Source organism: Streptomyces sp. NBC_00083 (assembly GCF_026343295.1).
Taxonomy (GTDB): Bacteria; Actinomycetota; Actinomycetes; order Streptomycetales; family Streptomycetaceae; genus Streptomyces.
The window spans coordinates 327,930-353,381 of sequence record NZ_JAPELY010000005.1 but is presented as its reverse complement, the minus strand read 5'-3'; the positions used below and the strand labels follow the sequence as shown (position 1 = coordinate 353,381).

General features: G+C 72.4%; 21 protein-coding genes. 9 read left to right on the top strand and 12 right to left on the bottom strand.

Features of this window, described 5'->3' with window-relative positions; translation table 11 throughout:
* Positions 1–6: 6 nt before the first annotated feature.
* Positions 7–984, top strand: a complete 978-nt coding sequence (locus OOJ98_RS34205) for an NAD(P)H-quinone oxidoreductase (RefSeq protein WP_267059026.1) — start codon at positions 7–9, stop codon at positions 982–984.
* Positions 985–1,121: 137 nt separating this feature from the next.
* Here the strand turns inward: OOJ98_RS34205 and OOJ98_RS34200 are convergent, their stop codons facing one another.
* From OOJ98_RS34200 to OOJ98_RS34190, 3 genes are all read right to left on the bottom strand, one after another.
* Complete coding sequence (locus tag OOJ98_RS34200) at positions 1,122–1,661, bottom strand: bacterial proteasome activator family protein (protein WP_323177967.1); 540 nt, start codon at positions 1,659–1,661, stop codon at positions 1,122–1,124.
* Between the two features lie 159 nt (positions 1,662–1,820).
* Complete coding sequence (locus OOJ98_RS34195; RefSeq protein ID WP_267059025.1) at positions 1,821–2,363, bottom strand: hypothetical protein; 543 nt, start codon at positions 2,361–2,363, stop codon at positions 1,821–1,823.
* A 233-nt stretch (positions 2,364–2,596) separates the two neighbouring features.
* Positions 2,597–4,219 (bottom strand): protein kinase, encoded by a 1,623-nt coding sequence (locus OOJ98_RS34190; RefSeq protein WP_267059024.1) that lies wholly within the window; start codon positions 4,217–4,219, stop codon positions 2,597–2,599.
* Positions 4,220–4,543: 324 nt separating this feature from the next.
* Here OOJ98_RS34190 and OOJ98_RS34185 point away from each other — a divergent pair, with 324 nt between their 5' ends.
* Positions 4,544–6,250, top strand: coding sequence for a protein kinase (locus tag OOJ98_RS34185; protein ID WP_267059023.1), 1,707 nt, complete (start codon positions 4,544–4,546; stop codon positions 6,248–6,250).
* 15 nt (positions 6,251–6,265) lie between these two features.
* On the opposite strand, the gene OOJ98_RS34180 is transcribed toward OOJ98_RS34185, so the two are convergent.
* The 3 genes from OOJ98_RS34180 to OOJ98_RS34170 all read right to left on the bottom strand — a co-directional run bounded on the left by OOJ98_RS34180 (position 6,266) and on the right by OOJ98_RS34170 (position 8,518).
* On the bottom strand, positions 6,266–7,279 hold the full coding sequence (locus OOJ98_RS34180; protein ID WP_267059022.1) for a phosphotransferase: 1,014 nt from the start codon (positions 7,277–7,279) through the stop codon (positions 6,266–6,268).
* A 15-nt stretch (positions 7,280–7,294) separates the two neighbouring features.
* Complete coding sequence (locus OOJ98_RS34175) at positions 7,295–7,714, bottom strand: pyridoxamine 5'-phosphate oxidase family protein (protein WP_267059021.1); 420 nt, start codon at positions 7,712–7,714, stop codon at positions 7,295–7,297.
* Positions 7,715–7,855: 141 nt separating this feature from the next.
* On the bottom strand, positions 7,856–8,518 hold the full coding sequence (locus OOJ98_RS34170; protein WP_323177966.1) for a response regulator transcription factor: 663 nt from the start codon (positions 8,516–8,518) through the stop codon (positions 7,856–7,858).
* A gap of 385 nt (positions 8,519–8,903) precedes the next feature.
* Between OOJ98_RS34170 and pdhA the strand changes: the two genes are divergently transcribed.
* The 5 genes from pdhA (at position 8,904) to OOJ98_RS34145 (ending at position 14,612) form a co-directional block, all read left to right on the top strand.
* Entirely contained in the window at positions 8,904–10,058 is a 1,155-nt protein-coding gene (gene pdhA, locus OOJ98_RS34165) for a pyruvate dehydrogenase (acetyl-transferring) E1 component subunit alpha (protein WP_267059019.1), read from the top strand.
* Between the two features lie 2 nt (positions 10,059–10,060).
* Positions 10,061–11,041, top strand: a complete 981-nt coding sequence (locus tag OOJ98_RS34160; protein ID WP_267059018.1) for an alpha-ketoacid dehydrogenase subunit beta — start codon at positions 10,061–10,063, stop codon at positions 11,039–11,041.
* Between the two features lie 10 nt (positions 11,042–11,051).
* A complete protein-coding gene (locus OOJ98_RS34155; protein WP_267059017.1) occupies positions 11,052–12,452 on the top strand; it encodes a dihydrolipoamide acetyltransferase family protein in 1,401 nt (466 codons plus the stop codon).
* A 196-nt stretch (positions 12,453–12,648) separates the two neighbouring features.
* Entirely contained in the window at positions 12,649–13,317 is a 669-nt protein-coding gene (locus OOJ98_RS34150) for a GntR family transcriptional regulator (protein WP_267059016.1), read from the top strand.
* Entirely contained in the window at positions 13,314–14,612 is a 1,299-nt protein-coding gene (locus tag OOJ98_RS34145) for a nitrate/nitrite transporter (protein ID WP_267059015.1), read from the top strand. The genes OOJ98_RS34150 and OOJ98_RS34145 overlap by 4 nt, the downstream gene beginning before the upstream one ends.
* Before the next feature lie 10 nt (positions 14,613–14,622).
* Here OOJ98_RS34145 and OOJ98_RS34140 read toward each other — a convergent pair whose 3' ends face one another.
* Positions 14,623–15,447 carry a maleylpyruvate isomerase family mycothiol-dependent enzyme gene (locus OOJ98_RS34140; protein WP_267059014.1) on the bottom strand — a complete coding sequence of 275 codons (825 nt, stop codon included), beginning with the start codon at positions 15,445–15,447 and terminating at the stop codon, positions 14,623–14,625.
* A gap of 164 nt (positions 15,448–15,611) precedes the next feature.
* On the opposite strand from OOJ98_RS34140, the gene OOJ98_RS34135 reads away from it, so the two are divergent.
* Complete coding sequence (locus tag OOJ98_RS34135; RefSeq protein ID WP_267059013.1) at positions 15,612–16,391, top strand: carbon-nitrogen family hydrolase; 780 nt, start codon at positions 15,612–15,614, stop codon at positions 16,389–16,391.
* Between the two features lie 387 nt (positions 16,392–16,778).
* Here OOJ98_RS34135 and OOJ98_RS34130 read toward each other — a convergent pair whose 3' ends face one another.
* Positions 16,779–17,276, bottom strand: a complete 498-nt coding sequence (locus OOJ98_RS34130) for an LURP-one-related/scramblase family protein (protein ID WP_267059012.1) — start codon at positions 17,274–17,276, stop codon at positions 16,779–16,781.
* 91 nt (positions 17,277–17,367) lie between these two features.
* Here OOJ98_RS34130 and OOJ98_RS34125 point away from each other — a divergent pair, with 91 nt between their 5' ends.
* Positions 17,368–19,197, top strand: coding sequence for an NHL domain-containing thioredoxin family protein (locus OOJ98_RS34125; protein ID WP_267059011.1), 1,830 nt, complete (start codon positions 17,368–17,370; stop codon positions 19,195–19,197).
* A gap of 40 nt (positions 19,198–19,237) precedes the next feature.
* Here OOJ98_RS34125 and OOJ98_RS34120 read toward each other — a convergent pair whose 3' ends face one another.
* The 4 genes from OOJ98_RS34120 to OOJ98_RS34105 all read right to left on the bottom strand — a co-directional run bounded on the left by OOJ98_RS34120 (position 19,238) and on the right by OOJ98_RS34105 (position 25,294).
* Positions 19,238–20,071, bottom strand: coding sequence for a DUF4232 domain-containing protein (locus OOJ98_RS34120; protein ID WP_267059010.1), 834 nt, complete (start codon positions 20,069–20,071; stop codon positions 19,238–19,240).
* Between the two features lie 573 nt (positions 20,072–20,644).
* Positions 20,645–23,476, bottom strand: coding sequence for a BTAD domain-containing putative transcriptional regulator (locus tag OOJ98_RS34115; RefSeq protein ID WP_267059009.1), 2,832 nt, complete (start codon positions 23,474–23,476; stop codon positions 20,645–20,647).
* 199 nt (positions 23,477–23,675) lie between these two features.
* Positions 23,676–23,897 carry a DUF6458 family protein gene (locus OOJ98_RS34110; RefSeq protein WP_267059008.1) on the bottom strand — a complete coding sequence of 74 codons (222 nt, stop codon included), beginning with the start codon at positions 23,895–23,897 and terminating at the stop codon, positions 23,676–23,678.
* A gap of 101 nt (positions 23,898–23,998) precedes the next feature.
* On the bottom strand, positions 23,999–25,294 hold the full coding sequence (locus OOJ98_RS34105) for a M18 family aminopeptidase (protein ID WP_267059007.1): 1,296 nt from the start codon (positions 25,292–25,294) through the stop codon (positions 23,999–24,001).
* Positions 25,295–25,452 lie beyond the last annotated feature (158 nt).

Genomic DNA, 25,452 nt, shown 5'->3' with positions numbered 1-25,452 from the left:
GCAGACATGTATGCGATCACGATTCCTGAGCCGGGCGGTCCCGAGGCGCTCATCTGGGCCGAGGTCCCCGATCCCGTACCGGGCGAGGGCGAGGTCCTCGTCGAGGTGGCCGCCGCCGCCGTCAACCGTGCCGACGTGCTCCAGCGGCAGGGCTTCTACAACCCGCCGCCCGGCGCGTCTCCCTACCCGGGCCTGGAGTGCTCGGGGCGGATCACCGCGCTGGGCCCCGGGGTGTCCGGGTGGAGCGTCGGCGACGAGGTGTGCGCCCTGCTGAGCGGCGGCGGTTACGCCCAGCGCGTGGCCGTACCGACCGGGCAGCTGCTGCCGGTGCCCGAGGGGGTGGGGCTGGTCGAGGCGGCCGCTCTGCCCGAGGTCGTCTGCACCGTATGGTCCAACGTGTTCATGGTGTCTCACCTGCGGCCCGGTGAGACGCTCCTGGTGCACGGCGGATCGAGCGGCATCGGCACGATGGCGATCCAGCTCGGCAAGGCGATCGGCGCCAAGGTCGCGGTCACGGCGGGCGGCCGGGCCAAGCTGGAGCGCTGTGCGGAACTCGGCGCCGACATCCTGATCGACTACCGCGAACAGGACTTCGTGGACGAGGTGTTGAAGGCCACCGACGGCATCGGCGCCGACGTCATCCTCGACATCATGGGCGCGAAGTACCTGGAACGGAACGTACGGGCACTCGCCGTCAACGGCCGGCTCGCGGTGATCGGGCTCCAAGGCGGTGCCAAGGGCGAGCTGAACCTGGGCGCACTGCTCACCAAGCGGGCCGCGGTCACCGCCACCTCGCTGCGCGGCCGGCCGGCCTCGGAGAAGGCGGCGATCGTGGCGGCGGTGCGGGAACACGTGTGGCCGCTCATCGCCGGAGGCGGCGTACGGCCCGTGGTGGACCGGACGGTGCCGCTGGCCGACGCCGCCGAGGGCCACCGGGTACTCGAATCCTCCCAGCACATCGGCAAGATCCTGCTGACTGCCTGACGCGCGAGACGGCACGAGGGCGGGCACGCGGGGGCGGGACGCGAGAAAGGGGGCGCCGGACGGCGTCCCCTTTCACCATGGTTCATGCGTTCCCCGCGGCTCACGTGCTCGCCGCGGCGGGCCGGACCCGGTGCTGCTTACAGGTACGGACCCGAGCGGGCTCCCGCGTGCGGGCCGCCCTCGTCGTCCTCGTCGTGCGACACACCGGGCGGCAGCGCGCGGCGCATCTGCTCCAACTGGGCGCGCGCCGCCATCTGCTGGGCGAAGAGCGCCGTCTGGATGCCGTGGAAGAGCCCTTCGAGCCAGCCCACCAACTGAGCCTGCGCGATGCGCAGTTCGGCCTCCGAGGGGATCGCCTCTTCCGTGAAGGGAAGGGAGAGGCGCTCCAGCTCCTCGACCAGTTCCGGCGCGAGGCCGTCTTCCAGTTCCTTCACGGACGAGGCGTGAATGTCCTTCAGACGCACACGGCTCGCCTCGTCGAGAGGAGCCGCGCGGACTTCCTCAAGAAGCTGCTTGATCATGCTGCCGATCCGCATGACCTTCGCGGGTTGTTCGACCATCTCCGTCACCGGGACCTCGCGGGACTCGTCGTCTCCACCGCCGATGGCCATGCCGTCCTGGCCTACGACCAGGATGTGGGGGCTCTCCGGCGACTTATCGTTCCTCGGCATCTCCATGCCGCCCATTCTCTCGCACACGTGCCTCACATCCCGTTGTGCCCCCGGGAAGCGGTGATCCACCGCCGGGGAGGTGTCGATTCCGGCCGAAGCGGCCGTGTTTCACGTGAAACACGGCCGCTTCGCCGGTCTTCGTGTTCAGGTCGCCCGGCATCCGGGTCAGGGCCGCCGGAGCCGCAGCGCCAGGAATCCGAGGCCCAGGCCGGTCAGCGCGAGGCCCGCCCCCAGGGACATGACGTGGAACCGCAGATCGGAGTCGCCGGTGGTGAGCGCCTGGGGTGTCTGATGGTGCCGGGGATGAGTGCGCGCCGGGGGGTCCCTGGGGGCGGGCGTCGGCGGTGGTGCCGGCTGAGAGGGCTCCGGGGCGGGGATCCGCGCGGGCGCCTGCGGGCTCGTGTCCTGCAGGGCCGGGACCGTCTCGTCGGAGAAGTCCGAGACGGCGGGGTACTGGGTGTCGACGCGGCCCGGCCGTATCCGGCCGACGCCGGCCCGGCTGCCCGCGAGGTGCTGGTTGCCATCGGCCACTTGGGACGGACTCACCCCCGACGCCGAGGCCGAGGGCGACGGCCCGGCCGGGCCGGACGGGCTCGTGGAGGCGGTGGGTGTCGGGTCGCCGACGGCGACCGCGAGGGGCAGGGGCGTCAGGAGCAGCGCTCCCGTCAGTGAAACGGCCGCGGTGAGCGACCGGACCCCTGGAGCCATGGCGGGGCCCCTTCCCGTACGAATGCGCAGGATCGCCTGAGGTGGCCGAATCAGCGTCACACGGGGCGAGTTGCGCGGCATCCCGGGAGCCGGCCGGCCTGCGCCGAATGGACGGGTGGCCCGGACCCTTCCCGCTGCGCGAGGCACGTCGCGCGCGACGAAAAAGGGGCTCTCGACGCACGGAGGCCCGGCACCAGGGGTGCCGGGCCTCCGAACGGATCAGCGGTGTGTGTTCACTGACTGGGCGGGTTGCCCGACGAGATCTGCAGCGTGAACTGCGCGTTCTTCTTGTCCACGTCGACGCCTGCGGCGGGGAACTGCGTGACCACCACGTCCTGGCCCCACTGGCCGTCGTCGATGGTCTCCGTGTTGACCTTCCAGCCGGCGGCCTGGATGCAGGACTTCACCGACAGGATGTCCTTGTACGAGAAGTCGGGTGCCTGCACCTTGCCCGGGTCGAGGGTGGAGGTCTGCGGCGAGGTGCACTTCTCGGTGTCCATCTTGCGGTCGCGCTCGGGGCCCTTGTGGCCGGCCGCCGCCGAGGTGCTGGCCTTGGCGTCGCCGCCCCCGGTCGCGTCGCCCTTGTTCAGGGTCAGCGCCGTGATCAGACCGCCGACCGCGAGGAGCGCCACTGCCACGGCGCCCACGATCACGCCGGTGTTCCGCTTGCCGCCGCCGGACGCGGGGGCCGCGGTCTGGGCCGGGGACATCGTGTAGGGCGGCGGGGTGTGGGACGCCATCGGCGCGTGCTGCTGCGGGTATCCGTACGACGGCTGGGCCATCGGCGTCGGCGCCGGGGTGGGCGGACCGTAGGGGCCCGACTGGTACGGCGTCTGCACGCTGCCCTGCGGGCCGGGAGCGGCCCCCGGGTCGAGCGGCGGGAAGACCGTCGAGCCGACACCGGCGCCGCTGACCGGCGGGGCGCCGCCGGTGATGACCGGGGCCGCGCCCATCTGTCCCGCGGAGGCGATCCGGTGGATCTCGTCGTGCATGACCTGGGCGCTCGGGAAGCGCTCGTTCGGGTTCTTCTTCAAGGCGCGGGCCACCAGCGCGTCCACGGCCGGCGTGATCGACCGGTTGACGGAGGACGGGGCGACCGGCTCCTCCTGGACGTGTGCGTACGCGATCGCCAGCGGCGAGTCCGCGTCGAAGGGGATGCGGCCCGTCAGGAGCTGGAAGAGCATGATGCCGACCGAGTACAGGTCGGAGCGGGCGTCCACACCGCGGCCGAGGGCCTGCTCGGGCGAGAGGTACTGGGGGGTGCCGACGACCATGCCGGTCTGGGTCATGGAGGTGACGCCGGACTGCATGGCGCGGGCGATGCCGAAGTCCATCACCTTGACGATGCCGCGCTTGGTCATCATCACGTTGCCCGGCTTGATGTCCCGGTGGACCAGGCCCATCTCGTGGCTGACCTCAAGGGCGGCCAGTACGTCGGCGGTCACCTTGAGGGCCTTGTCGGCGGGCATGGCGCCGTGCTGCTGGATGTCGCGCTGCAGCGTCGAGCCGAGCGGCTCGCCCTCCACGTACTCCATGACGATGTACGGCATGACGCCGTCGCCGCCCGGGGAGCCGTTGAACATCACCGTGTCCTCACCCGTGTCGAAGACGGAGACGATGTTGGTGTGCTGCAGCTTGGCGACCGCCTGGGCCTCGCGGCGGAAGCGCTCGCGGAACGACTGCTCCCGGCCGAGCTCGGTGTGCAGGGTCTTGATGGCGACCTGGCGGTCGAGGGCGGAGTCGTACGCGAGGTACACCGACGCCATTCCGCCTTCGCCCAGGAGGTCGCGCAGCTGGTAGCGCCCGCCCGCGATGGAACCGCCCGCATAGCGGCCGTGTGCGCCGTCCTGGCTCATGACTGTGCATCCCCCTTGGCGCGGTGGCCAGTGCTGATCCTCGATTTTTCAGGCCAAGTCTGCCCGAGGGGTGGGTGACGTCAAGCCGGGTGCCCGTTCCGTGACCGTACGCACGGGAAGAGACTCGCAAGCGTTACAGGAATGGCATGGAAACCGTACGAGATGTGCATGGGTACACGCGGAACCGATTGGACGGCCGGTCCATCCCGGACCGGCGCCCCCCGCCAACGCTGTAGCGTGCACTACTGCACAACCAGCGGATGAGCACGACAGAAGACCGTAAGGGAAGACCGCGGACGCGGCCAGATACGACGGCGAGGACTGATGGCACCCGAACCCGACGGAAACGGCGCCGGGATGGCCGATGGGCAGGACCACGAGTCGTGGGTCGGCGGTCTCGTCGGCGACGGCCGGTACCGCCTCACCCACCGGCTGGGGCGCGGCGGCATGGCCGAGGTGTTCGCCGCCGAGGACGTGCGTCTGGGCCGCACCGTCGCCGTGAAACTGCTCCGTGCCGATCTCGCCGAGGACCCGGTGTCCAAGGCGCGCTTCACGCGTGAGGCGCAGTCGGTGGCCGGGCTCAACCACCACGCGGTGGTGGCGGTCTACGACTCCGGCGAGGACTTCGTGGGCGGCCAGACCGTCCCGTACATCGTGATGGAGCTCGTCGAGGGGCGCACCATCCGCGACCTCCTGGTCGACGCGGACGCGCCGCCGCCCGAGCAGGCGCTGATCATCGTCGCGGGCGTGCTCGAAGCGCTCGCCTACTCGCACCAGCACGGCATCGTGCACCGTGACATCAAGCCGGCCAACGTGATCATCACCGACACCGGTGCGGTCAAGGTGATGGACTTCGGCATCGCGCGCGCCCTGCACGGCGCGCAGTCGACGATGACGCAGACCGGCATGGTCATGGGCACCCCGCAGTACCTCTCGCCCGAGCAGGCGCTCGGCAAGGCCGTCGACCACCGCTCCGACCTGTACGCGACCGGCTGTCTGCTGTACGAACTCCTGGCGCAGCGGCCCCCGTTCGTCGGCGAGACACCGTTGTCGGTGGTCTACCAGCACGTCCAGGACATGCCGGTGCCGCCGTCGCAGGTGGCGCATGTCGCGCCGCCGGAACTCGACGGTCTCGTCATGCGTTCTCTCGCCAAGGACCCGGACGACCGTTTCCAGTCCGCCGAGGAGATGCGCGGCCTGGTCCAGTACGGGCTGCAGATGCTCCAGGCGCAGGGCGGCCACACCGGTACCTGGAACACCGGTCCGGTCGAGATGATGCACGAGAACGCCCGCACCCCGGCGATGGGCACCGCGGGCGCGACCGCCGCCATGGGGCACCCCGTGCACGGGGACACCTCGCAGTTCGGCGGCCCGATCCTGCCGCCGTCCAACCCGGACGACGGCGGATACGACGGCTACGGCCACGGCGCCCAGAAGAAGTCCGGCTCCGGCAAGATGGTGCTCTTCGTGGTGCTCGCCATCGTCGCGATCGCCGCGGGCGTCGCCTTCGCGCTCCAGGCCACGCAGAACTCGGGCGGAAGCTCGGGCGGCAGCGGCGGAACGACCTCGAACTCCCCGAAGACCTCGCCGTCGGTCTCCGCGTCGGACACCCCGTCGACGCCGGACACCCCGGGCACCAGCACGGGCCAGTCGTACAGCAGCAGCACGAACGGCAACGGCGAGTCTCCGTCGCGCCACCGCTCGCGCTCCGCGTCGCCGTCCCCGAGCAAGTCCCAGTCGTCGCACTCGCCGGGCACGGACCAGGGCACGACGTCGGGAACGAGCCAGGGCACGGACACCGAGGGCACGACCTCCGGGAACGAAGGCACCACCTCCGGAAACGAGGGCACGTCGAGCGGCAACACCGGGACGTCGTCCGGGAACACGGGCGCCTCGACGGGCACCAGCGCCGGCAATACGGGTACGTCCAGCGGCAATACGGGGACGTCGGCGGGGAACGCCGGGACCATCCAGGGCGGTGCCAACGCGGGCGCCAACGCCGGTCCCGGCGGCACCAAGCCGAGCCCCTGACCGGAGACGCGCCCCTCACCCCGCGAAGGCCTCGCACACCGCCTCGTACTCGCGGGTCCACCAGACCGCCAGGGCCGATGCCGCAGGAAACTGCGGGTCGGCCCTTCGGTCGTGCAGCTGGTAGCGCCAGCGCAGGATCCAGAAGTCGTTGAGCCGCTCCCACCACACCCGGTGCACGGCGGCCGCCAGCTCCTCCGCGTCGGCCCCGGCGGCCCGCCGGTAGGCGCGCGCGTACGCCCGCACCTTGGCCAGCTCCAGCCGGCCCGAGGGGCGGACGAAGAAGATCACCGCGGCCCGTACCGCTTCCTCGGCGCGCGGCTGGACGCCGAGCCGGTCCCAGTCGACGATCGCGGCGGGCTCCGCCGAGCGGCCCTCGCCGCGGTACAGCAGGTTCAGCGGATGGAAGTCGCCGTGCACCCAGGCGCCGGTCGCGGGGGCGGCGGGGCGGCGGTGGGCGTGCTCGCCGAGCAGCACCCGCCGCTCCAGGAGACGGTGTTCGGCCAGCTCGTCGAAGCTGTCCCGGGGCCGGTGCCTGCGGGCCCGCGCGACCAGGTCGTCGATGAGCGCGAGGCTGTCCGCCGGATCGGCGCTGTGGTGCTCGCCCTGCGGTACGTCGGGCTCCATGACCTGGGCCAGGCTGGTGTGCACGAGTCCGAGGAGCGCGCCGAGGCGGCGGGATTCCACGGTGCACAGCTGGGCGCCGTCGCGGTGGCGGCCGTGCACCCAGGGGTGCAGGGCGTAGCAGTGGCCGCCGATGACCGCGACGGTGTCGCCGTGGGCATCCGGTACGGGCGGGGCGACGGGCACGCCGAGGGCCTGGAGGCGTTCGGTGGCGCGGTGCTGGCGGGCGATGGCCTCGTGGTCGCCGTCGAGGTGGTGCTTGAGGAAGTAGTCGCCGCGGGTGGTGGCGAGGCGGTAGCCGCGGTTCAGGAGGCCCTGGGCGACCCGTTCGCAGGAGAGCGGCTCTCCGGGGGAGTCGTAGCGGCGCAGCAGATCGCCCACGGGTGGAGTTGCATATGAGCGCGGCACTCGTCAGATGTTAGATCACGCAGCGTGTTTGAGTTGGCGCTCTGTGGAGTAGTCCAGCGAATGAACCGTCACGAACTGGGGTTCGATGCGCATGTAGACCGGGTCGAAGGGCTCGCCGTCGACCTCGCGGGGCGCGGCGCCGAACAGCTCCAGCTCCTGTGCGGTCGGCTCGAAGGGCTCCGCGGTCCCGGTGAACTGCACCGACCACACGTGGTCCGCGCCCGAGCTGAGGTTGTCCGCGCCGTAGGCGACCACGCTGCCCAGGCAGGCGTGGTGGTAGCCGAGGCCCGCGTGCAGCCGCAGCAGCACCCGGCCGTCGACCACGACATGGCGGGCCGGCGCGACGAACGGCAGGGCACGCATGCTGGTGGCCACGCGGCCGTACGGAACACGGCCGAGCAGCTCGATGGCGTGGGCTTCCTCGTCGAAGGACATGCCCCCTACTTTTGCGGTCCGCGGGAGCCGGGGGAAGAGCTGGGGGCCCCGTGCGGCCGGGCCGTAGGTCCTTGAACGGCCGCGGGGGCCGGTGTCCGGGCCCCTGCGGACCCGGCGCGTCCGTGCTGCCTCAGTGCTGCCTCAGTGCTGTTTCTCCGCCTGGATCCGGGCCACGTACGCGGCGGCCTGGGAGCGGCGCTCCATGCCCAGCTTGGACAGGAGCGAGGAGACGTAGTTCTTGATCGTCTTCTCCGCGAGATGCAGGCGTTCGCCGATCACGCGGTTGGTGAGGCCCTCGCCGATCAGGTCGAGGATCTTGCGCTCCTGGTCGGTGAGGTTGGCCAGGCGGTCGTCACCCTTGCTCTTGCCGCCGTCGCGCAGCCGCTCCAGGACGCGGGCGGTGGCCACCGGGTCGAGCAGCGACTTGCCGGCCGCGACATCGCGCACGGCGGTCAGCAGTTCGCTTCCGCGGATCGCCTTGAGGACATATCCGGAGGCACCGGCCATGATCGCGTCGAAAAGGGCCTCGTCGTCCGCGAACGAGGTGAGCATCAGGCATTTGATGTCCTCGTTCCGTGAACGGATCTCGCGGCAGACCTCGACCCCGCTGCCGTCCGGGAGGCGCACGTCGAGGACGGCGACGTCGGGGCGGGTGGCCGGGATCCTGACCAGGGCGTCCGCCGCCGTGCCGGCTTCGCCGACCACTTCGATGTCGTCCTCGACGGAGAGCATTTCGTGGACGCCGCGACGAACCACCTCGTGGTCGTCGAGCAGGAATACGGTGATTTTGCCTGTTTCGCGCACGGAATCAGTCTCACACATTCATCCGGAGCACGCCGAGGAGCGCCATAAGTGACCCCTTCCCGAACCTGCCCGGCCGGGATAACGTGCCGTTGTTCCGGCGGCCTGCAAGGCTGTGACCAGCGACTGTTCACCACTTTCTCGATTTACTTGGAAATCCAAGCAAAATCGCAGGTCAAGCGGGGTTTCGCAGTAATGCGCAGCACTGGGTAACGTGCCTTTGGCAGGGCGCTCGCCGGGGCACCTGTCACGCCTGATCCCCGGCCGAGCGCACACACCCCGTGCACTTGAGACGGACAGGCGAGCCTCCCCCAAGCTCCGGACGAGCCGGGGGGACCCCCAGGCTCACCGGCGAACCCGGGAGCCGGACAGACGGAGGAGCACGCACGTGACCGTGGAGAGCACTGCCGCGCGCAAACCGCGACGCAGCAGCAAGCGCACCGCCGCCGCCGGCGCGAAGAAGGCGGCCGCCGAGCCCGAGCTCGTACAGCTGCTGACGCCCGAGGGCGAGCGCGTCGAGCACCCTGATTACGACGTCGACCTGAGCGCCGAGGAGCTGCGCGGTCTCTACCGCGACATGGTGCTGACCCGGCGCTTCGACGCCGAGGCCACCGCACTGCAGCGCCAGGGCGAGCTGGGCCTGTGGGCCTCGCTGCTCGGCCAGGAGGCCGCTCAGATCGGCTCCGGGCGTGCGCTGCGGGACGACGACTACGTCTTCCCGACCTACCGCGAGCACGGCGTCGCCTGGTGCCGTGGGGTCGACCCGACCAACCTGCTCGGCATGTTCCGTGGCGTCAACCACGGCGGCTGGGACCCGAACACCAACAATTTCCATCTGTACACGATCGTCATCGGCTCGCAGACGCTGCACGCCACCGGGTACGCGATGGGCGTGGCCAAGGACGGCGCGGACAGCGCGGTGGTCGCCTACTTCGGCGACGGCGCCTCCAGCCAGGGCGATGTCGCGGAGGCCTTCACCTTCTCCGCCGTCTACAACGCCCCCGTCGTGTTCTTCTGCCAGAACAACCAGTGGGCCATCTCCGAGCCCACCGAGAAGCAGATGCGTGTGCCGCTCTACCAGCGCGCCCAGGGCTTCGGCTTCCCCGGCGTCCGGGTCGACGGCAACGACGTACTGGCCTGCCTGGCCGTCACCAAGTCCGCCCTGGAGCGGGCCCGGCGCGGCGAAGGACCCACCCTGGTCGAGGCGTTCACCTACCGGATGGGCGCCCACACCACCTCCGACGACCCGACGAAGTACCGGGCCGACGAGGAGCGCGAGGCGTGGGAGGCCAAGGACCCGATCCTGCGCCTGCGCGCCTACCTGGAGAACGCCGGCCACGCGGACGCCGCGTTCTTCGAGGAGCTGGAGACCGAGTCGGAGACGCTCGGCAAGCGAGTGCGTGAGGCGGTGCGCGCCATGCCCGACCCCGAGCCGATGGCGATCTTCGACCACATCTACGCCGACGGCCACGCGCTGGTCGACGAGGAGCGCGCCCAGTTCGCCGCCTACCAGGCGTCGTTCTCGGACGGGGAGGGCAACTAGCCATGGCCGTTCAGAAGTTGCCGATCGCCAAGGCGATCAACGAGTCGCTGCGCAAGGCGATGGAGACCGACCCCAAGGTCCTCATCATGGGCGAGGACGTCGGCAAGCTCGGCGGTGTCTTCCGCGTCACCGACGGTCTGTTCAAGGACTTCGGCGAGGACCGGGTCATCGACACCCCGCTCGCCGAGTCCGGCATCGTCGGCACCGCGATCGGCCTGGCCCTGCGCGGCTACCGGCCCGTCGTGGAGATCCAGTTCGACGGGTTCGTCTTCCCCGCGTACGACCAGATCGTCACGCAGCTCGCCAAGATGCACGCCCGCGCGCTCGGCAAGATCAAGCTGCCGGTCGTCGTGCGCATCCCCTACGGCGGTGGCATCGGTGCGGTCGAGCACCACAGCGAGTCCCCCGAGACGCTGTTCGCGCACGTCGCGGGCCTCAAGGTGGTCAGCCCGTCCAACGCGTCCGACGCGTACTGGATGATGCAGCAGGCCATCCAGTGCGACGACCCGGTGATCTTCTTCGAGCCGAAGCGGCGCTACTGGGACAAGGGCGAGCTCGACACCGAGGCCATTCCCGGCCCGCTGCACGCGGCCCGCACCGTGCGCGACGGCTCGGACCTCACGCTGGTGGCGTACGGCCCGATGGTGAAGGTCTGCCTCGAAGCCGCGGCCGCGGCGCAGGAAGAGGGCAAGTCGATCGAGGTCGTGGACCTGCGCTCGATGTCGCCCATCGACTTCGACGCGATCCAGGCCTCCGTCGAGCGGACCCGACGCCTCGTCGTGGTCCACGAGGCGCCGGTGTTCTACGGCGCCGGAGCGGAGATCGCGGCCCGGATCACGGAGCGCTGTTTCTACCACCTGGAGGCCCCGGTGCTCCGGGTCGGCGGCTACCACGCCCCGTACCCGCCGGCGCGCCTGGAGGAGGAGTACCTGCCGGGCCTCGACCGGGTGCTCGACGCCGTCGACCGCTCGCTGGCGTACTGAGGGAATGGTCGTGACGACAATGACTGAGAACGCAGCCCGCTTCCGCGAGTTCAAGATGCCGGACGTCGGCGAGGGACTCACCGAGGCGGAAATCCTCAAGTGGTACGTGCAGCCCGGTGACACCGTCACCGACGGCCAGGTGGTGTGCGAGGTCGAGACCGCCAAGGCGGCCGTCGAACTGCCCATCCCCTACGACGGCGTGGTGCGCTCGCTCCACTTCGACGAGGGCGTGACCGTGGACGTGGGCACGGCCATCATCACCGTGGACGTGGCCCCCGGCACCGAGGAGCCCCCGGCCGCCGAGCCCGTGGCACCGTCCGCGACGGCCGAGGCCCCCGCTGCCCCCGAGGAGGAGGCGCCCAAGGGCCGCCAGCCCGTCCTCGTCGGCTACGGCGTCTCCGAGGCCTCGACCAAGCGCCGCCCGCGCAAGGGAGCCTCCGTTCCCGAGCAGGCCCCGGCCGAGGCGCTGCGCGCCGTGCAGACCGAGCTGAACGGCCAGGCCCCCGCGCCGGCCCGCCCGCTCGCCAAGCCTCCGGTGCGCAAGCTCGCCAAGGACCTCGGCATCGACCTCGCCACCGTGGTGCCGACCGGGCCCGACGGCGTCGTCACCCGCGAGGACGTCCACGCGGCTGCGACGCCCGCGGCCGAGCCGGCCCCTGTTTCACGTGAAACAACTCCCGCTCCGGCTCCGGCCGTTCAGACCGGTGACGCCCGCGAGACGCGGATCCCCGTCAAGGGCGTCCGCAAGGCGACCGCCCAGGCCATGATCGGTTCGGCGTTCACCGCGCCGCACGTCACGGAGTTCGTGACCGTCGACGTGACGCGGACGATGAAGCTGGTCGAGGAGCTCAAGGCCGACAAGGACATGGCGGGCCTGCGGGTCAACCCGCTGCTCCTGATCGCCAAGGCGCTCCTGGTCGCGATCAAGCGCAACCCGGACGTCAACGCCTCGTGGGACGAGGCGAACCAGGAGATCGTGCTCAAGCACTACGTGAACCTGGGCATCGCGGCGGCCACCCCGCGCGGTCTCATCGTCCCGAACATCAAGGACGCCCACGCCAAGACGCTGCCGCAACTGGCCGAGTCGCTCGGCGAGTTGGTGGCGACCGCACGCGAGGGCAAGACGTCGCCGGCGGCGATGTCGGGCGGCACGGTGACCATCACCAACGTCGGCGTGTTCGGCGTGGACACCGGGACTCCGATCCTCAACCCGGGCGAGTCCGCGATCCTCGCGGTCGGTGCGATCAAGCTCCAGCCGTGGATCCACAAGGGCAAGGTCAAGCCGCGCCAGGTCACCACGCTGGCGCTCTCCTTCGACCACCGCCTGGTCGACGGCGAGCTCGGCTCGAAGGTGCTCGCCGACGTGGCGGCCGTCCTGGAGCGGCCCAAGCGCCTCATCACCTGGGCCTGACCGCCCCGGTCCCGACAGGGCCACCCGCCCCGGCACACGGTTGCCCCGCGCGGTCGGCCCGCGGCCCCCAGTGCGTCTCCGGACGCGCCGGGGGCCGCGGTGCGTCCGCGGCGCCGCCCTCCGCGTCCGGGCGAGCACCATTCCGCGATCCGGACGGTGGTTTCTGATGCACCCTTGTTGTATCTATCCTGTGCGCATGCCTTCCGCCCCCGCCCCCGCCCCCGCCACCAAGCGCCCGCCCGCCGCCGACCGCGTCTACATGCACGTCAAGCAGGCGGTGCTCGACCGCCGCTACGAGGGCGGCACACTGCTCACCGAGGGCGAACTGGCCGAGGCCGTCGGGGTGTCGCGGACGCCGGTGCGCGAGGCGCTGCTCAAGCTCGAAGTGGAAGGGCTGATCAAGCTCTATCCGAAGAAGGGCGCCCTCGTGCTCGCGGTCTCCGCGCAGGAGACGGCCGACGTGGTCGAAACCCGGCTGCTCGTCGAGGAGTTCGCGGTGCGCAGGGCGGTGCCCGCGCCCGAGCGCCTCGTCGCCCGGCTCCAGGAACTGCTCGCGGAGCAGAAGGAACAGGCCGCGGCCGGCGACCTGGCGGCGCTCGCCGTCTCCGACCGGTGCTTCCACGCCGAGATCGTGCGCAACGCGGGGAACGAGATCCTGGCCCGGCTCTACGACCAGATGCGCGACCGGCAACTGCGCATGGGTGTCGCCGTCATGCACGCCCAGCCCGACCGCGTCGCCAAGAACATCGCCGAACACGAGGAGATGCTGGCCGCGATCAAGGACGGCGACGGCGACCGCGCCGCGCACTGTGTGCGTCAGCACCTGAGCTGGGTCAAGGTTCTGGTCAGGGGGGACGACCGATGAGTTCTGCCGCACTGCCCGCACCACGGCCGCTCGGCGGGCGCCGGGCCGCGTTCGTGTGGGGCATAGGCGTCGGCGTCTACTTCGTCGCCGTCATCTTCCGCACCTCGCTCGGCGTCGCAGGCCTCGACGCCGCCGACCGCTTCCACGTCAACGCCTCCGCGCTCTCCACCTTCTCCATACTCCAACTGCTCGTGTACGCGGGCATGCAGATACCCGTCGGCCTCATGGTCGACCGGCTCGGCACCAAGAAGGTCCTGGTGCTCGGGACGATCCTGTTCACCGTCGGACAGCTCGGCTTCGCCCTGTCCCCCTCGTACGCCACCGCCCTCGCCTCCCGCGCGCTGCTCGGCTGCGGCGACGCGATGACCTTCATCAGCGTGCTGCGGCTCGGCTCGCGCTGGTTCCCCGCCAAGCACGGCCCGATGATCGGGCAGGTCGCCGCATTGTTCGGGATGGCCGGCAACCTGGTGTCCACGCTCGTCATCGCCCGCGCCCTGCACGGCGTCGGCTGGACCCAGACCTTCGCGGGCAGCTCCCTCGCCGGCGTCGTCGTCCTGGTCCTGCTGCTGCTCTTCCTGCGCGACCACCCCGAGGGCCACGAGCCGCCGCCCGCCCACCACGCCGGAGCCGCGTTCGTACGCCGTCAGATCGCCGAGTCGTGGCGCGAACCCGGGACCCGGCTCGGGATGTGGGTGCACTTCACCACGCAGTTCCCGGCGATGGTGTTCCTGCTCCTGTGGGGCATGCCGTTCCTCGTGGAGGCGCAGGGCCTCGACCGCGGGACCGCCGGCGGACTGCTGACCCTGGTGGTGCTCTCCAACATGGTCGTCGGGCTGGTGTACGGCCAGCTCATAGCCCGCCACCACGCGGCCCGGCTCCCCCTGGCGCTCGGCACCGTGGGGGCGACGGCGTTCATGTGGGCCGCCACCATCGCGTACCCCGGCGCCCACGCGCCGATGTGGCTGCTCGCCACCCTGTGCCTGGTGCTCGGCGCGTGCGGTCCGGCCTCGATGATCGGCTTCGACTTCTCGCGCCCCGCCAACCCGCCGGAGCGCCAGGGCACCGCGTCCGGCATCACCAACATGGGCGGCTTCATCGCCTCCATGACGACGCTGCTCGCGGTGGGCGTCCTGCTCGACGCGACCGGCGACAACTACCGGATCGCGTTCTCCTCGGTGTTCTTCCTCGAGGCGCTGGGCCTCACCCAGATCCTGCGGCTGCGGGCCCGCGCCCACCGCCGCGAACGGGACCGGCTGGTGGCGAGCCGGGTGGAGGCGGTGCACGTACCGGTGTAGCGGGGGCGCCCTACGGCGTGACGGCCAGCTCCCGCAGGATGGCGTCGGCCAGCGCCTGGTCGCCCTCCGTCTTCACCCGGTCGGCCACGGCGTGCGGGCGGACCCGGCCGCACGCGAGCCGCAGGAACGTCTCCCAGTCCAGGGCGAGGGTGACCAGCGGGCCGAGCGAGGGGGCGCCGTCCACGCTGCCGCGCCCTTCCGCGTCGACCCGCACCGTGCGCAGGAACTCCAGCGGCCCGTGCACGTCGAAGACGACCGCCGAGTTGGCCGGGGCGCCCGCGTTCTTGGCCACGACCTTGGGCAGCGCGCTCAGCAGGACGTCGCGGGCCACGTACGCGCCCGGCGAGTCCAGGTTCCCGGGCTTGTTGAGCGCCCAGCGCAGATCCTGCTCGTGCACCCACACGTCGAACGCCCGCATCCGCAGCGCGAGTTCCAGGGTCTGCTCGGCGCCGAGGGGAGCGCGCACCTTGGTGTCGGGATCCCGGTTCTCGTTGCGCAGCTGACGCGCCCGGCGAATGATCGTGTACTCCAGCTCGGAGGTCATCTCCGGCGCCGTGTGGTGCCGGCGCACATCGACCTGCATCTCCATGTAGCGGGCGAACTCGGTCTGTACGTGGAAGAGGTCGCGCGGCAGGGTGTGGATCGGCCTCGGGTCGCCCAGCTGCTCGCACTCCATGCCGATGATGTGCGACACGATGTCGCGCACCGACCAGTTCGGGCAGGGGGTCGCACGGTTCCACTCGCCTTCGACGAGCGGCTGCACCAGCTCCGATATTGCCTCGATGGAGTGGGTCCAGGCATCGGCGTAGGTCTGAAGGCTGGGATGGACGGTCACGGGACCCCTCGGCGGTTCTTTTGTACGCGGGCTGGACTGCGGGCTGCGTGGGAGGCTTGGACGCTAAGTTACGCTGCCGGGCAGCACCCCGGCAGTGCTTTGGTGTGACGATCGTAGGCTGTTTCCCATAGTGCTGACGGCTCGAAGGCCAGGACGGTGGTACTGTGCGCGCTTCGCTCATCCAGATCGACGTAAACCCCGAAGAATCCGTCAATTCCCGTCGCCGACGCGTGGGTTCGCTGGTGCGGGAGCAGCGGGGCAGCGACGTGGTGGTCCTCCCCGAACTGTGGACGGTGGGCGCCTTCGCCTACGAGCTCTTCGCCGACGAGGCGGAGACGCTGCGCGGCGCCACGGCGCAGGCCATGTCCGAGGCGGCCCGGGACGCCGGGGTCTGGCTGCACGCCGGGTCCGTTCCGGAGCGGGGCGAGGACGGTGCGCTCTACAACACCTCCCTCGTCTTCTCGCCCGACGGCGCGCTCGCGCACAGCTACCGCAAGATCCACCGGTTCGGCTTCGACAAGGGCGAGGCGGTGCTGATGGGCGCGGGTGACCGGCTGGTCACCGTCCCGCTGCCCGAGCTCACGCTGGGGCTCTCCACCTGCTACGACCTGCGCTTCCCCGAGCTGTACCGCGGCCTCGTCGACGCGGGGGCCGAGGCCCTGGTTGTCTCGGCGGGCTGGCCCGAGCGACGCCGCGCCCACTGGTCGCTGCTGGCGCGGGCGCGGGCGGTCGAGAACCAGGCGTACGTGCTGGCCTGCGGGACTGCGGGGACGCATGCGGGGGTGGAGCAGGCGGGGCACAGTGTGGTCGTGGACCCGTGGGGAGAGGTGCTCTGTGAGGCGGGGGCGGGGGAGGAGATCCTCACGGCGGAACTCGACCCGGCGAAGGTCACCGAAACCCGGGAGGTCTTCCCGGCCCTCAAGGACAGGGTGCTCGGCCTGTAGCCCCCGGGGCGGGTTGCCCTTGGCAGGGTGCCCGTTCCCGGCATAGCCAGCCCGTCCGGCGTTTGAGGACGAGCGCCCTTCAGGCGCGAACGGGGTCTGGGGCAGAGCCCCAGGGGCCTGGACCTCAGCCCCTCCCTCACCCCCGGAGGGTTTCGGGAAGGGGCGGGGTGGGGCCATCACGGGGTCTGGGGCGGAGCCCCAGCAACCCCGGCTTTCGTCTGCGGACCGTGCTGGGGCACCCGCGCAGTTCCCCGCGCCCCTAGTAGGGCACCCGGCGTCGACGCCCGCAGCCCGCGCCCACCGCAGCGGAGCCGCGCAGACGGCACAGCCCCGCGCCCCTGTAGGGCACCCGGCACCGCGCCCGCCGCGGCGGAGTCGGGTGGGGGGTCAGTCGTCGTGGTCGTGGTCGCGTTCGTCCATGCGGATCACGCAGATCACCACCGCGATCATCAGCGCCGCATCCGCATCCTCCCGCACCACATTCACCGCGTACGTCTCATGGATGCGGAACCACTTCCGCGACACATGGGCCAGCAGCTCACCCTCGTACTCCACCGTGAACTCGCGGTCCAGGATCTTGCCCGTCACATCGAGCTCCGTGCCCTCCACCAGCTGCACCCGGTAGTGGTTGCGCAACAGGGAGAGGCGCTTGCGGCGCACCGTCGCCAGCGCCTGGTCGTCCCGCTCGATGGTCATCGTGTCCCGCAGGGCGAACATCTTCTTGCGGAGCGTGATCAGCACCCGCCCCGACGGATCCTTCAGCTCCAGCGTGTCGCGCAGCCGCAGCGCCTTGCCGTCGGCGAGGAAGGCCTGGCGCCCGTCCTCGGTCTCGATCCAGTAGTCGTCGCCGATGGCGAAGATCTTGTCTCGCACGAGGTATTTCATGGCTACACCCCTGCCCATCCGGCGCCCCCGCCGAACGGCGAAGGGCGAACGGCGACACAGGGCGTTCACGCCGGGATGGCAAGCTTGAACCATGAACGACGCAGCAGCCCCGGAGCCCACCCCCGCTCCCGCCCGCCCCACCCCCCGCCGCGCCCGAGTCCGCGCCCCCGAGCTGGTCGGCCGGGGCGGCTGGCTCAACACGGGAGGCAAGGAGCTGAGCCTCGCCGAGCTGCGCGGGCGCATCGTGATCCTCGACTTCTGGACGTTCTGCTGCATCAACTGCCTCCACGTCCTGGACGAGCTGCGCGAGCTGGAGGAGAAGCACCGGGACACCGTGGTGATCGTCGGGGTGCACTCGCCGAAGTTCGTGCACGAGGCCGAGCACCAGGCCGTGGTCGACGCCGTCGAGCGGTACGGCGTCGAGCACCCCGTGCTCGACGACCCGGACCTCGCGACGTGGAAGCAGTACGCGGTGCGCGCCTGGCCCACGCTCGTGGTGATCGACCCCGAGGGGTACGTCGTCGCCCAGCACGCCGGTGAGGGGCATGCTCACGCCATCGAGCGCCTCGTGGGGGAGCTGGAGGCCGAGCACGGCGCGAAGGGCACGCTGCGGCGCGGCGACGGGCCGTACGTGCCGCCGGAGCCCGTCGCCACCGACCTGCGCTTCCCCGGCAAGGCGCTCGTGCTGCCCGGCGGGAACCTCCTGGTCTCCGACACCACCCGGCACCAGCTGGTCGAGCTCGCCCCCGACGGGGAGAGCGTCGTGCGGCGGATCGGCGGGGACGGGCAGTTCAAGGAGCCGCAGGGGCTCGCGCTGCTCCCCGACGGCAAGGTCGTCGTCGCCGACACCGTGCACCACGCGCTGCGCACGTTCGACCCGGTGAGCGGGGAGATCGAGCTGATCGCGGGCACCGGCACGCAGTGGTGGCAGGGCCGGCCCACCTCCGGGCCCGCCCTCGACGTGGACCTCTCCTCGCCGTGGGACGTCGCCTGGTGGCGCGGCAAGGTGTGGATCGCGATGGCCGGCGTGCACCAGCTGTGGACGTACGACCCGGAGACGAGGACCGTCGAGGTCGCGGCCGGCACCACCAACGAGGGCCTCGTCGACGGTCCGGGCGCCGAGGCCTGGTTCGCGCAGCCCTCCGGGCTCGCCGCCACCGAGGACCGGCTCTGGGTCGCCGACTCCGAGACCTCCGCCCTGCGCTACGTCGACACCGAGGGCGCGGTGCACACCGCCGTCGGGACCGGCCTCTTCGACTTCGGGCACCGCGACGGCGACGCCGCGCAGGCGCTGCTCCAGCACCCGCTCGGCGTCACCGCGCTGCCCGACGGCTCGGTCGCCGTGTCCGACACGTACAACCACGCGCTGCGCCGCTACGACCCGGCGAGCGGTCAGGTCACCACGCTGGCCACGGAGTTGCGGGAGCCGAGCGACGCGGTGCTGGTCGGGGACGACATCGTGGTGGTCGAGTCGGCGCGGCACCGGCTGACCCGGCTCCGGCTGCCCGAGGAGGCGGTACGCGTCGAGGCGGTGGCGCACCGCACGCGGCGCGCGGCGACCGAAGTCGCGCCGGGGCGGCTCCAGTTGGACGTGGTGTTCCAGGCGCCCGCCGGGCAGAAGCTGGACACCCGCTACGGTCCTTCCACGCGGCTGCTGGTCTCCTCGACCCCGCCCGAGCTGCTCCTCGCCGGCGAGGGCACCGGCACGGACCTCGCGCGCGAACTCGCCCTGAATCCGGAGGTCGCCGAGGGCGTCCTGCACGTGTCGGCGATGGCGGCGTCCTGCGACGACGACCCGGACAACGAGTACCCGGCGTGCCACATGCACCAGCAGGACTGGGGCGTGCCGGTACGGATCGTCGAGGGCGGCACGGCCCGGCTGCCGCTGGTGCTCGCGGGGATGGATTCCGCGGAGGAATAGGCGCGGGAGGGCGAGTGGGTGGGCGAGCGGGTGGGCGCCCCTAGCCGAAGCCGGGCGTGAACTGTCCTATGCGCACGGTCGGTCCGCACACGGAGAGGGCGGCCGGGCGGCCCTGCGCGTCGACCACCGGCACGCCGTTCGCGGTGCCGGAGCCGGGCACCGCCACGCGCACGGCGGTGCCCCGGCAGCCCCGCCGGGCGACGAAGTGGACCCGCGCGACACCGCCCGCGCCGGGGTGCAGGGCGAACGGCTTCGTGAACGGCTTGGCCCGTTCGGCGGTGAACAGGGTCCGGCCGGTGTCGTCGGTGACGGTCAGTGCGGGCAGGCCGCGCAGGACGCAGGTGTGGCCGGAGGTGTTGCGGGCCACCAGGACGGCGTCGCCCGCGGCGCGGACGTCGGAGCCGGGCCGTGCGGCGCCGTGCGCTGCGCCCGGGAGGCGCAGGACGAAGGACAGGGCGGTGGGGGAGCAGAAGACACGGGCGTCCTCGCCGCCGTCGTCCGACGGGGCCGTACCGCCGGTGCCGGTGCCGCTGTCGCTGCGGCTCGGTGAGGGGAGGGGGGCGGAGGGTGCGGCGGAGGGGGTGACGGTGAGGGTGGCCGTCGGCGCCGGGCTCCCGCTCGCGGAGCCGTGTCCGGCGCCGGGATCGGACGCGCCGGGGTGCTCGCGCGGGGAGCCGGGCGGGGCGGGCGCGGTCGCTCCGTGCGACACCGTGGTCGCGCCGGAGGGTGCGGATGCGGTGGCCGGGTCGGTGCAGGCCGTCAGGGAGGCGCACAGCAGGGCGCCCAGGACGGCGAGAGCGATCCCGCCGGGCGCGCGGTCGTTCCTGGCCGTACGTATGCCGCCGTCCGCGCCCTTGTCTCCGCGCCCCCGCATCGCCTCTCCCGGTCCGATCCGCGTCCCCGCGCGGCACCGGTGTGGTGGGCGCATGGTCAGACAATAGAGCGCTGGTCGCTGCGCTCGGCCTTCCCGTGGTGCGGCCGCCCGACCCCGGCCCCTTCGGCGCAGTTCCCCGCGCCCCTGGGTGGGTTGGCCTTGGCAGGGTGCCTAGTCCCGGCACAGCCAGCCCGTCCGGCGTTTGAGGACGAGCGCCCTTCAGGCGCGATCGGGGTCTGGGGCGGAGCCCCAGTGACCCCGCTTTCGTGTGCGGATCGTGCTCGCATCTCGCGCAGTTCCCCGCGCCCCTGGCGGGGTTGGTCTTGGCGGCATGCCCACCCCGGGCAACCCCAGCCCGTCCGGCGTTTGAGGACGAGCGCCTTTCGGGCGCGATCGGGGTCTGGGGCGGAGCCCCAGTGACCCCGCTTTCGTGTGCGGATCGTGCTCGCGTCTCGCGCAGTTCCCCGCGCCCCTGGCGGGGTTGGCCTTGGCGGCATGCCCAGCATCGGCATCGAACCCCGCCTCCCGGGTGCGGACCGTGCGTGGCTGGGCGCGCGGGTTTCCGCGCCCCGGCTACTCGGTGGCGGGCGGCATCGGCAGCCTCAGGCTGGCCGTGCGGGCGGCTGTCGCGCCCTCTTCGTACCCGTGGTCGTCCGCCTCGCGTGCCGCGTCGGCGAGCTGCCGCCGGGCCTCGTCGATGCGGCCGAGCCCGGCCAACGCCTCGCCGTAGCTCGTGCGCAGCAGCACCCGGCGGGGGATCGCCTCGGGTGAAGGCCCGAGTTCGAGGCCCAGCCGGGAGTGGGTGAGGGCGAGCCCGTGGTCGCCGGAGTTCAGGTGGTGCCGGGCCAGATGCTGATGGGCGAGCATCTCGGTGGACCGGTCGCGGGCCCGCCCGGCCAGGGCAAGTGCCTCGCCGAGCAGACCCCCGGCCCGCCCGACCTCGCCGTACTGCGTGAGGATGAGCGCGAGGTTGATGCGTGCGATGGCCTCGCTGGTGACGGAGCCGGCCCGGCGGGCGAGGTCGGGCGCCTTCTCCAGCTGGGCGAGGGCCTCGTCGAAGCGGCCCTCCTCGTGCAGCACCCAGCCGAGCAGCGCGCGGGTGCGGGACTGCGCGTCCAGCTCCTGCTCCAACTCGGCCGATTCCAGGGCCTGTTCGAGGAGCGGGACCCAGCCGTCGCGGACCCGCCACAGGATGAGCGGCCACTGGAGCAGCACCAGCCGCCACGCCCGATCGTGCATTCCGGCGGCGATCGCGGCGGCGACCGCGCCGCGCAGGGTGGCGCGTTCGGCCTCGTACCAGGCGAGTGCGGCCTGCCGGTCCTCGAACTCGCGCACCGCCGCGGGCCGCCGCGCCCCGGGCGGCGGCGCGAAGCAGGGCTGGCTGCCCGGCTCGGCGGTGGCGGTCGCGACGAGGCCGGTGTGGAGGTAGTGGTCGAGGAGACGGGTGAGCCCGTCGGGGTCGGCCTCGGGGGCGAGCGCACGGGCGTAGAGACGTACGAGGTCGTGGAGGGTGTACGCGTCGGGACGCCCGGAATGGACGTACGCCTCGGCGCGACCGGAACGCGGGGCACCCTCCACGGCGTACGTTTCGGCGCGGCCGGGGTGGGGGGAGCCGAGGTGGGCGTAGGCGTCGGGGGCCGGCGGGGTGGGGGGCCGGGCGGGGCCGTGGGGGCCGGACTCGACCACCAGGTGGGCCGCGGCGAGCCGTTCGAGGGCGGCGGCCGCCTGGTCCGGGGTGCAGCCGGCGAGGGCCGCCGCGCTGTAGCGGTCGAGTTCGGATCCGGTGTGCAGGCCGAGCGCGCGGAACATCCGCCGGGCCTGCTCGGGCAGTTGCTGGACGGTCAGCCGCAGGGCCGCCGCCACCCCGGTGTCCTCGACCCGGAGCAGCCCCAGCCTCCGCTGCTCGTCGGCGAGTTCACCGGCGAGCTCGGCCAGCGTCCACTGCGGCCGGGCGGCGAGCCGGGCCGCGGTGACGCGCAGCGCGAGCGGGAGCCCGTCGCAGAGGCCGGCGAGCCGCGCGGCGGCCCCGGGCTCGGCGGCCACCCGCTCCTCGCCGAGCACGGCCGCGAGCAGCGCGGTGCAGTCGGCGGCGGGCAGTTCGTCGAGGCGGACCGGGCGGGCCGCGTCGGAGGCGACGAGGCCGCCGAGCCGGTCGCGGCTGGTGACGAGGGTGACGCTGTGGTCGCCGCCGGGCAGCAGCGGGCGGACCTGCTCGGAGTCGCGGGCGTTGTCGAGCACGACCAGGATGCGGCGGTCGGCGGTCAGCGAGCGGTAGAGCGCCCCCATCCCGGCCTCGGTCTCGGGCACGCGCTGCACGGGCACCCCGAGCGCCAGCAGGAACTCCCGCAGGACGACGGTGACTTGGCGGGCCGGGGTGTCGCTGTAGCCGCACAGGTCGGCGAAGAGCCGCCCGTCGGGGAAGTCGCTCTGACGCTCGTGGGCCCAGTGCACGGCGAGCGCGGTCTTGCCGACCCCGGCGCCGCCGGTGACCAGGGCGATCGCGCCGTACTGCCCGGCCGTGGCCCGGCCGAGCGCGGTGAGTTCCGCCTGCCGTCCGGTGAATCCGCGGGGGCGGCGCGGCAGCAACTCCGGTACGGAGAAGACGAGTTCGGGCTCCGGTTCGGCTTCTGCGGTGGCGCTCGGCGTGACCGTGATGGCGGGAGCGCCGGCCCGCAGGACGACGGCGTACGCCTCGCTGAGCGCGGGGCCCGGGTCCACGCCGAGTTCGTCGGCGAGCAGCCGGCGGGTGCGGTGGAACCATTCGAGGGCGTCGGACTGCCGGCCGGAGCGGCTCAGGGCCAGCATCAGCGCGGCGGACAGCGGCTCGCGCAGGGGGTGGGCGACGGCTTCGGTGCGCAGGACGGCAGCGGCCCTGCCGTGCTCGTCGAGTTCCCCGTACGCCTCGGCGAGCGCCTCGACGGCGGCGATCCTCAGCTCTTCGAGGGTGTGGGCGGCGGTCTGGAGCGGCGGGCTCGGGACGGTGCCGGTGAGGGCGGGGCCCTGCCACAGCGCGAGCGCCTCGCGCAGCATGAGCACCGCGTCACCGGGGGCGCGCCCGCCGCGGGCGAGCGCGACGAGCTCCTCGAAGCGGTGGGCGTCGATGAGGGTTTCGGGGAGCCGCAGCACATAGGCGGGGCCCTGCGTGACCAGTTCGATGCCGTACGCCTCGGCGTCGTGCTCGGCCAACAGGGCGCGCAGGCGGGAGACATGGCCCTGGAGCACGGTCCGCGAGTGCTGGGGCGGTTCCTCGTCCCACAGGGCTTCGGTGAGCCGCTCCACGGATATCGCGGTGTTGGGCTGGAGCAGCAGCATGGCGAGCAGGCTGCGCCGCTTGGCGGGGCCCAGCGCGAGGAACGCGCCGTCCTCCGTCGCCACGGCCACCGTCCCCAGGACGCGGAACTCCACGGTGGCGGTACCCCCTAGCTCCCCGTTCCCGGACTTCCCGGACCTGGTCAGGGTCCGGACAGTCGAGGATACGCGGGGTGCGGGGGCCGGGATCCGTGCCCCGGGCCACAGGTGGCGGGGGTCACGTGAGGCGGTCGCCACAGCCGTCCCCATGGGGTCCGGTCACATGACGGAGGACCCGGGGGTGGGCCGGGGAGGGTTACAGCAGGCCGTCGTGGTGGCGCTCCTCCTCCACGACGGTGGCGCCGGGCACCACGCGTCGCCTGCGCAGCACACTGGTGAAGACGGCGACGCCGATGATGCCGACGGCCATCAGGATCAGCCCGACGACGTCGAGGTTCACCCCGTTGGCGTGCCAGTCCGTAGCGAACGTGAGGATCGCCCCCACCGCTATGAGGATGATGCAGCCGCCCAAGCCCATGGATCTCGCCTCCGTGAAAGGTGGTGGACCGTCCGGGTACCCGGGCCCCGGACGGTCAATCCCTTTGCGCGGCGCGGTGGTTCACGTGCGGGCGCGGCGGTTCACTCGGCGAGGAACGCGGTGAGGGCGGCGGCGAGCAGGTGCGGGTCGTCGGCGCCGCACAGTTCGCGGGCGCTGTGCATCGACAGGATCGCCACGCCGATGTCGACGGTCTGGATGCCGTGCCGGGCCGCGGTGATGGGGCCGATGGTGGTGCCGCAGGGCATCGCGTTGTTGGAGACGAAGGTCTGCCACGGCACTCCGGCGCGCTCGCAGGCCGCCGCGAACACGGCACGGCCGGCGCCGTCGGTGGCGTACCGGGCGTTGACGTTGACCTTGAGGATGGGGCCGCCGTTGGCGCGCGGGTGGTGCGTGGGGTCGTGGCGCTCGGCGTAGTTGGGGTGCACGGCGTGGCCGGTGTCGGAGGAGAGGCAGATGGTGCCGGCGAAGGCGCGGGCGCGGTCCTCGTACGTGCCGCCGCGCGCGAACACCGAACGCTCCATGACGTTGCCGAGGAGCGGGCCGTCGGCGCCGGTGTCGGCCTGGGAGCCGTCCTCCTCGTGGTCGAAGGCGGCGAAGACGGGGATGAAGGGGAGGTCGTCGGCGGCGGACGCGGCGGCCAGGGCGGCGGTGCCGGCGTGCACGGAGAGCAGGTTGTCCATGCGGGGCCCGGCCACGAGTTCGCGGTCGCGGCCCAGGTAGGCGGGGGCCTCGACGGAGTGCAGCATGAGGTCCCAGCCGGCCACGTCGCCCTCGGCGAGCCCGGCCTCCTGCTCGATGAAGCGGATCAGGTCGCCTTCCTCCACGTCGTCGCCCAGGCCCCAGATCGGCTGGAGGTGGCGCTGACGGTCGAGCTTGAGCCCGTCGGTGTTGACCGAGCGGTCGAGGTGCACGGCGAGCTGCGGGACGCGCAGGAGGGGGCGGTCCACGTTGACGAGGCGGTGGCTGCCGTCCTTGAGCGTGAGGCGGCCCGCGATGCCGAGGTCGCGGTCGAGCCAGGTGTTGAGCAGCGTCCCGCCGTAGATCTCGACGGCCACCTGCCGCCAGCCGTACGCCCCCGTGTCGGGCTGCGGCTTCACGCGCAGGTTCGGGGAGTCGGTGTGGGCGCCGACGATCCGGTACGGCGTGTGGGGGGCGGCGCCCTCGGGCACGTACCAGGCCACGATGGCGCCGCCGCGCAGCACGTACTTCCCGCCGTACGTGCCGTCCCACGCGTCCGTCTCCTGGACCTGCCGGAACCCGGCCTTCTCCAGGCGAGCGGCCGCGTTGGCCACGGCGTGGTACTGCGACGGGCTCGCCGCGAGGAAGGTCAACAGGTCGTCGGTGTGGCCGCGGTCGAAGCGGGGGGGTGTGCTCATGCCGCCACCCTAACGGCGGCCCGGCCCCGCCTTCGGGCGCCGAGCGTCTTGCCCCGTTTGGCCCCGGGAGCTCTGCCCTCCCGCCCCTGCGGAGGGGCCCGAAAGGCCCGGATCCCCCGCCGGAGCGGAGGCGTGGCCGGGCTGTCGGTGGGCGGGGC

Bases quoted from the DNA above. Each gene is read 5' to 3' on its own strand.
- OOJ98_RS34205 (WP_267059026.1), top strand. From the start codon at position 7: ATGTATGCGATCACGATTCCTGAGCCGGGCGGTCCCGAGGCGCTCATC.
- OOJ98_RS34200 (WP_323177967.1), bottom strand. From the start codon at position 1,661: ATGGAGATGCCGAGGAACGATAAGTCGCCGGAGAGCCCCCACATCCTG.
- OOJ98_RS34195 (WP_267059025.1), bottom strand. From the start codon at position 2,363: ATGGCTCCAGGGGTCCGGTCGCTCACCGCGGCCGTTTCACTGACGGGA.
- OOJ98_RS34190 (WP_267059024.1), bottom strand. From the start codon at position 4,219: ATGAGCCAGGACGGCGCACACGGCCGCTATGCGGGCGGTTCCATCGCG.
- OOJ98_RS34185 (WP_267059023.1), top strand. From the start codon at position 4,544: ATGGCACCCGAACCCGACGGAAACGGCGCCGGGATGGCCGATGGGCAG.
- OOJ98_RS34175 (WP_267059021.1), bottom strand. From the start codon at position 7,714: ATGTCCTTCGACGAGGAAGCCCACGCCATCGAGCTGCTCGGCCGTGTT.
- OOJ98_RS34160 (WP_267059018.1), top strand. From the start codon at position 10,061: ATGGCCGTTCAGAAGTTGCCGATCGCCAAGGCGATCAACGAGTCGCTG.
- OOJ98_RS34150 (WP_267059016.1), top strand. From the start codon at position 12,649: ATGCCTTCCGCCCCCGCCCCCGCCCCCGCCACCAAGCGCCCGCCCGCC.
- OOJ98_RS34145 (WP_267059015.1), top strand. From the start codon at position 13,314: ATGAGTTCTGCCGCACTGCCCGCACCACGGCCGCTCGGCGGGCGCCGG.
- OOJ98_RS34130 (WP_267059012.1), bottom strand. From the start codon at position 17,276: ATGAAATACCTCGTGCGAGACAAGATCTTCGCCATCGGCGACGACTAC.
- OOJ98_RS34125 (WP_267059011.1), top strand. From the start codon at position 17,368: ATGAACGACGCAGCAGCCCCGGAGCCCACCCCCGCTCCCGCCCGCCCC.
- OOJ98_RS34120 (WP_267059010.1), bottom strand. From the start codon at position 20,071: ATGCGGGGGCGCGGAGACAAGGGCGCGGACGGCGGCATACGTACGGCC.
- OOJ98_RS34110 (WP_267059008.1), bottom strand. From the start codon at position 23,897: ATGGGCTTGGGCGGCTGCATCATCCTCATAGCGGTGGGGGCGATCCTC.
- OOJ98_RS34105 (WP_267059007.1), bottom strand. From the start codon at position 25,294: ATGAGCACACCCCCCCGCTTCGACCGCGGCCACACCGACGACCTGTTG.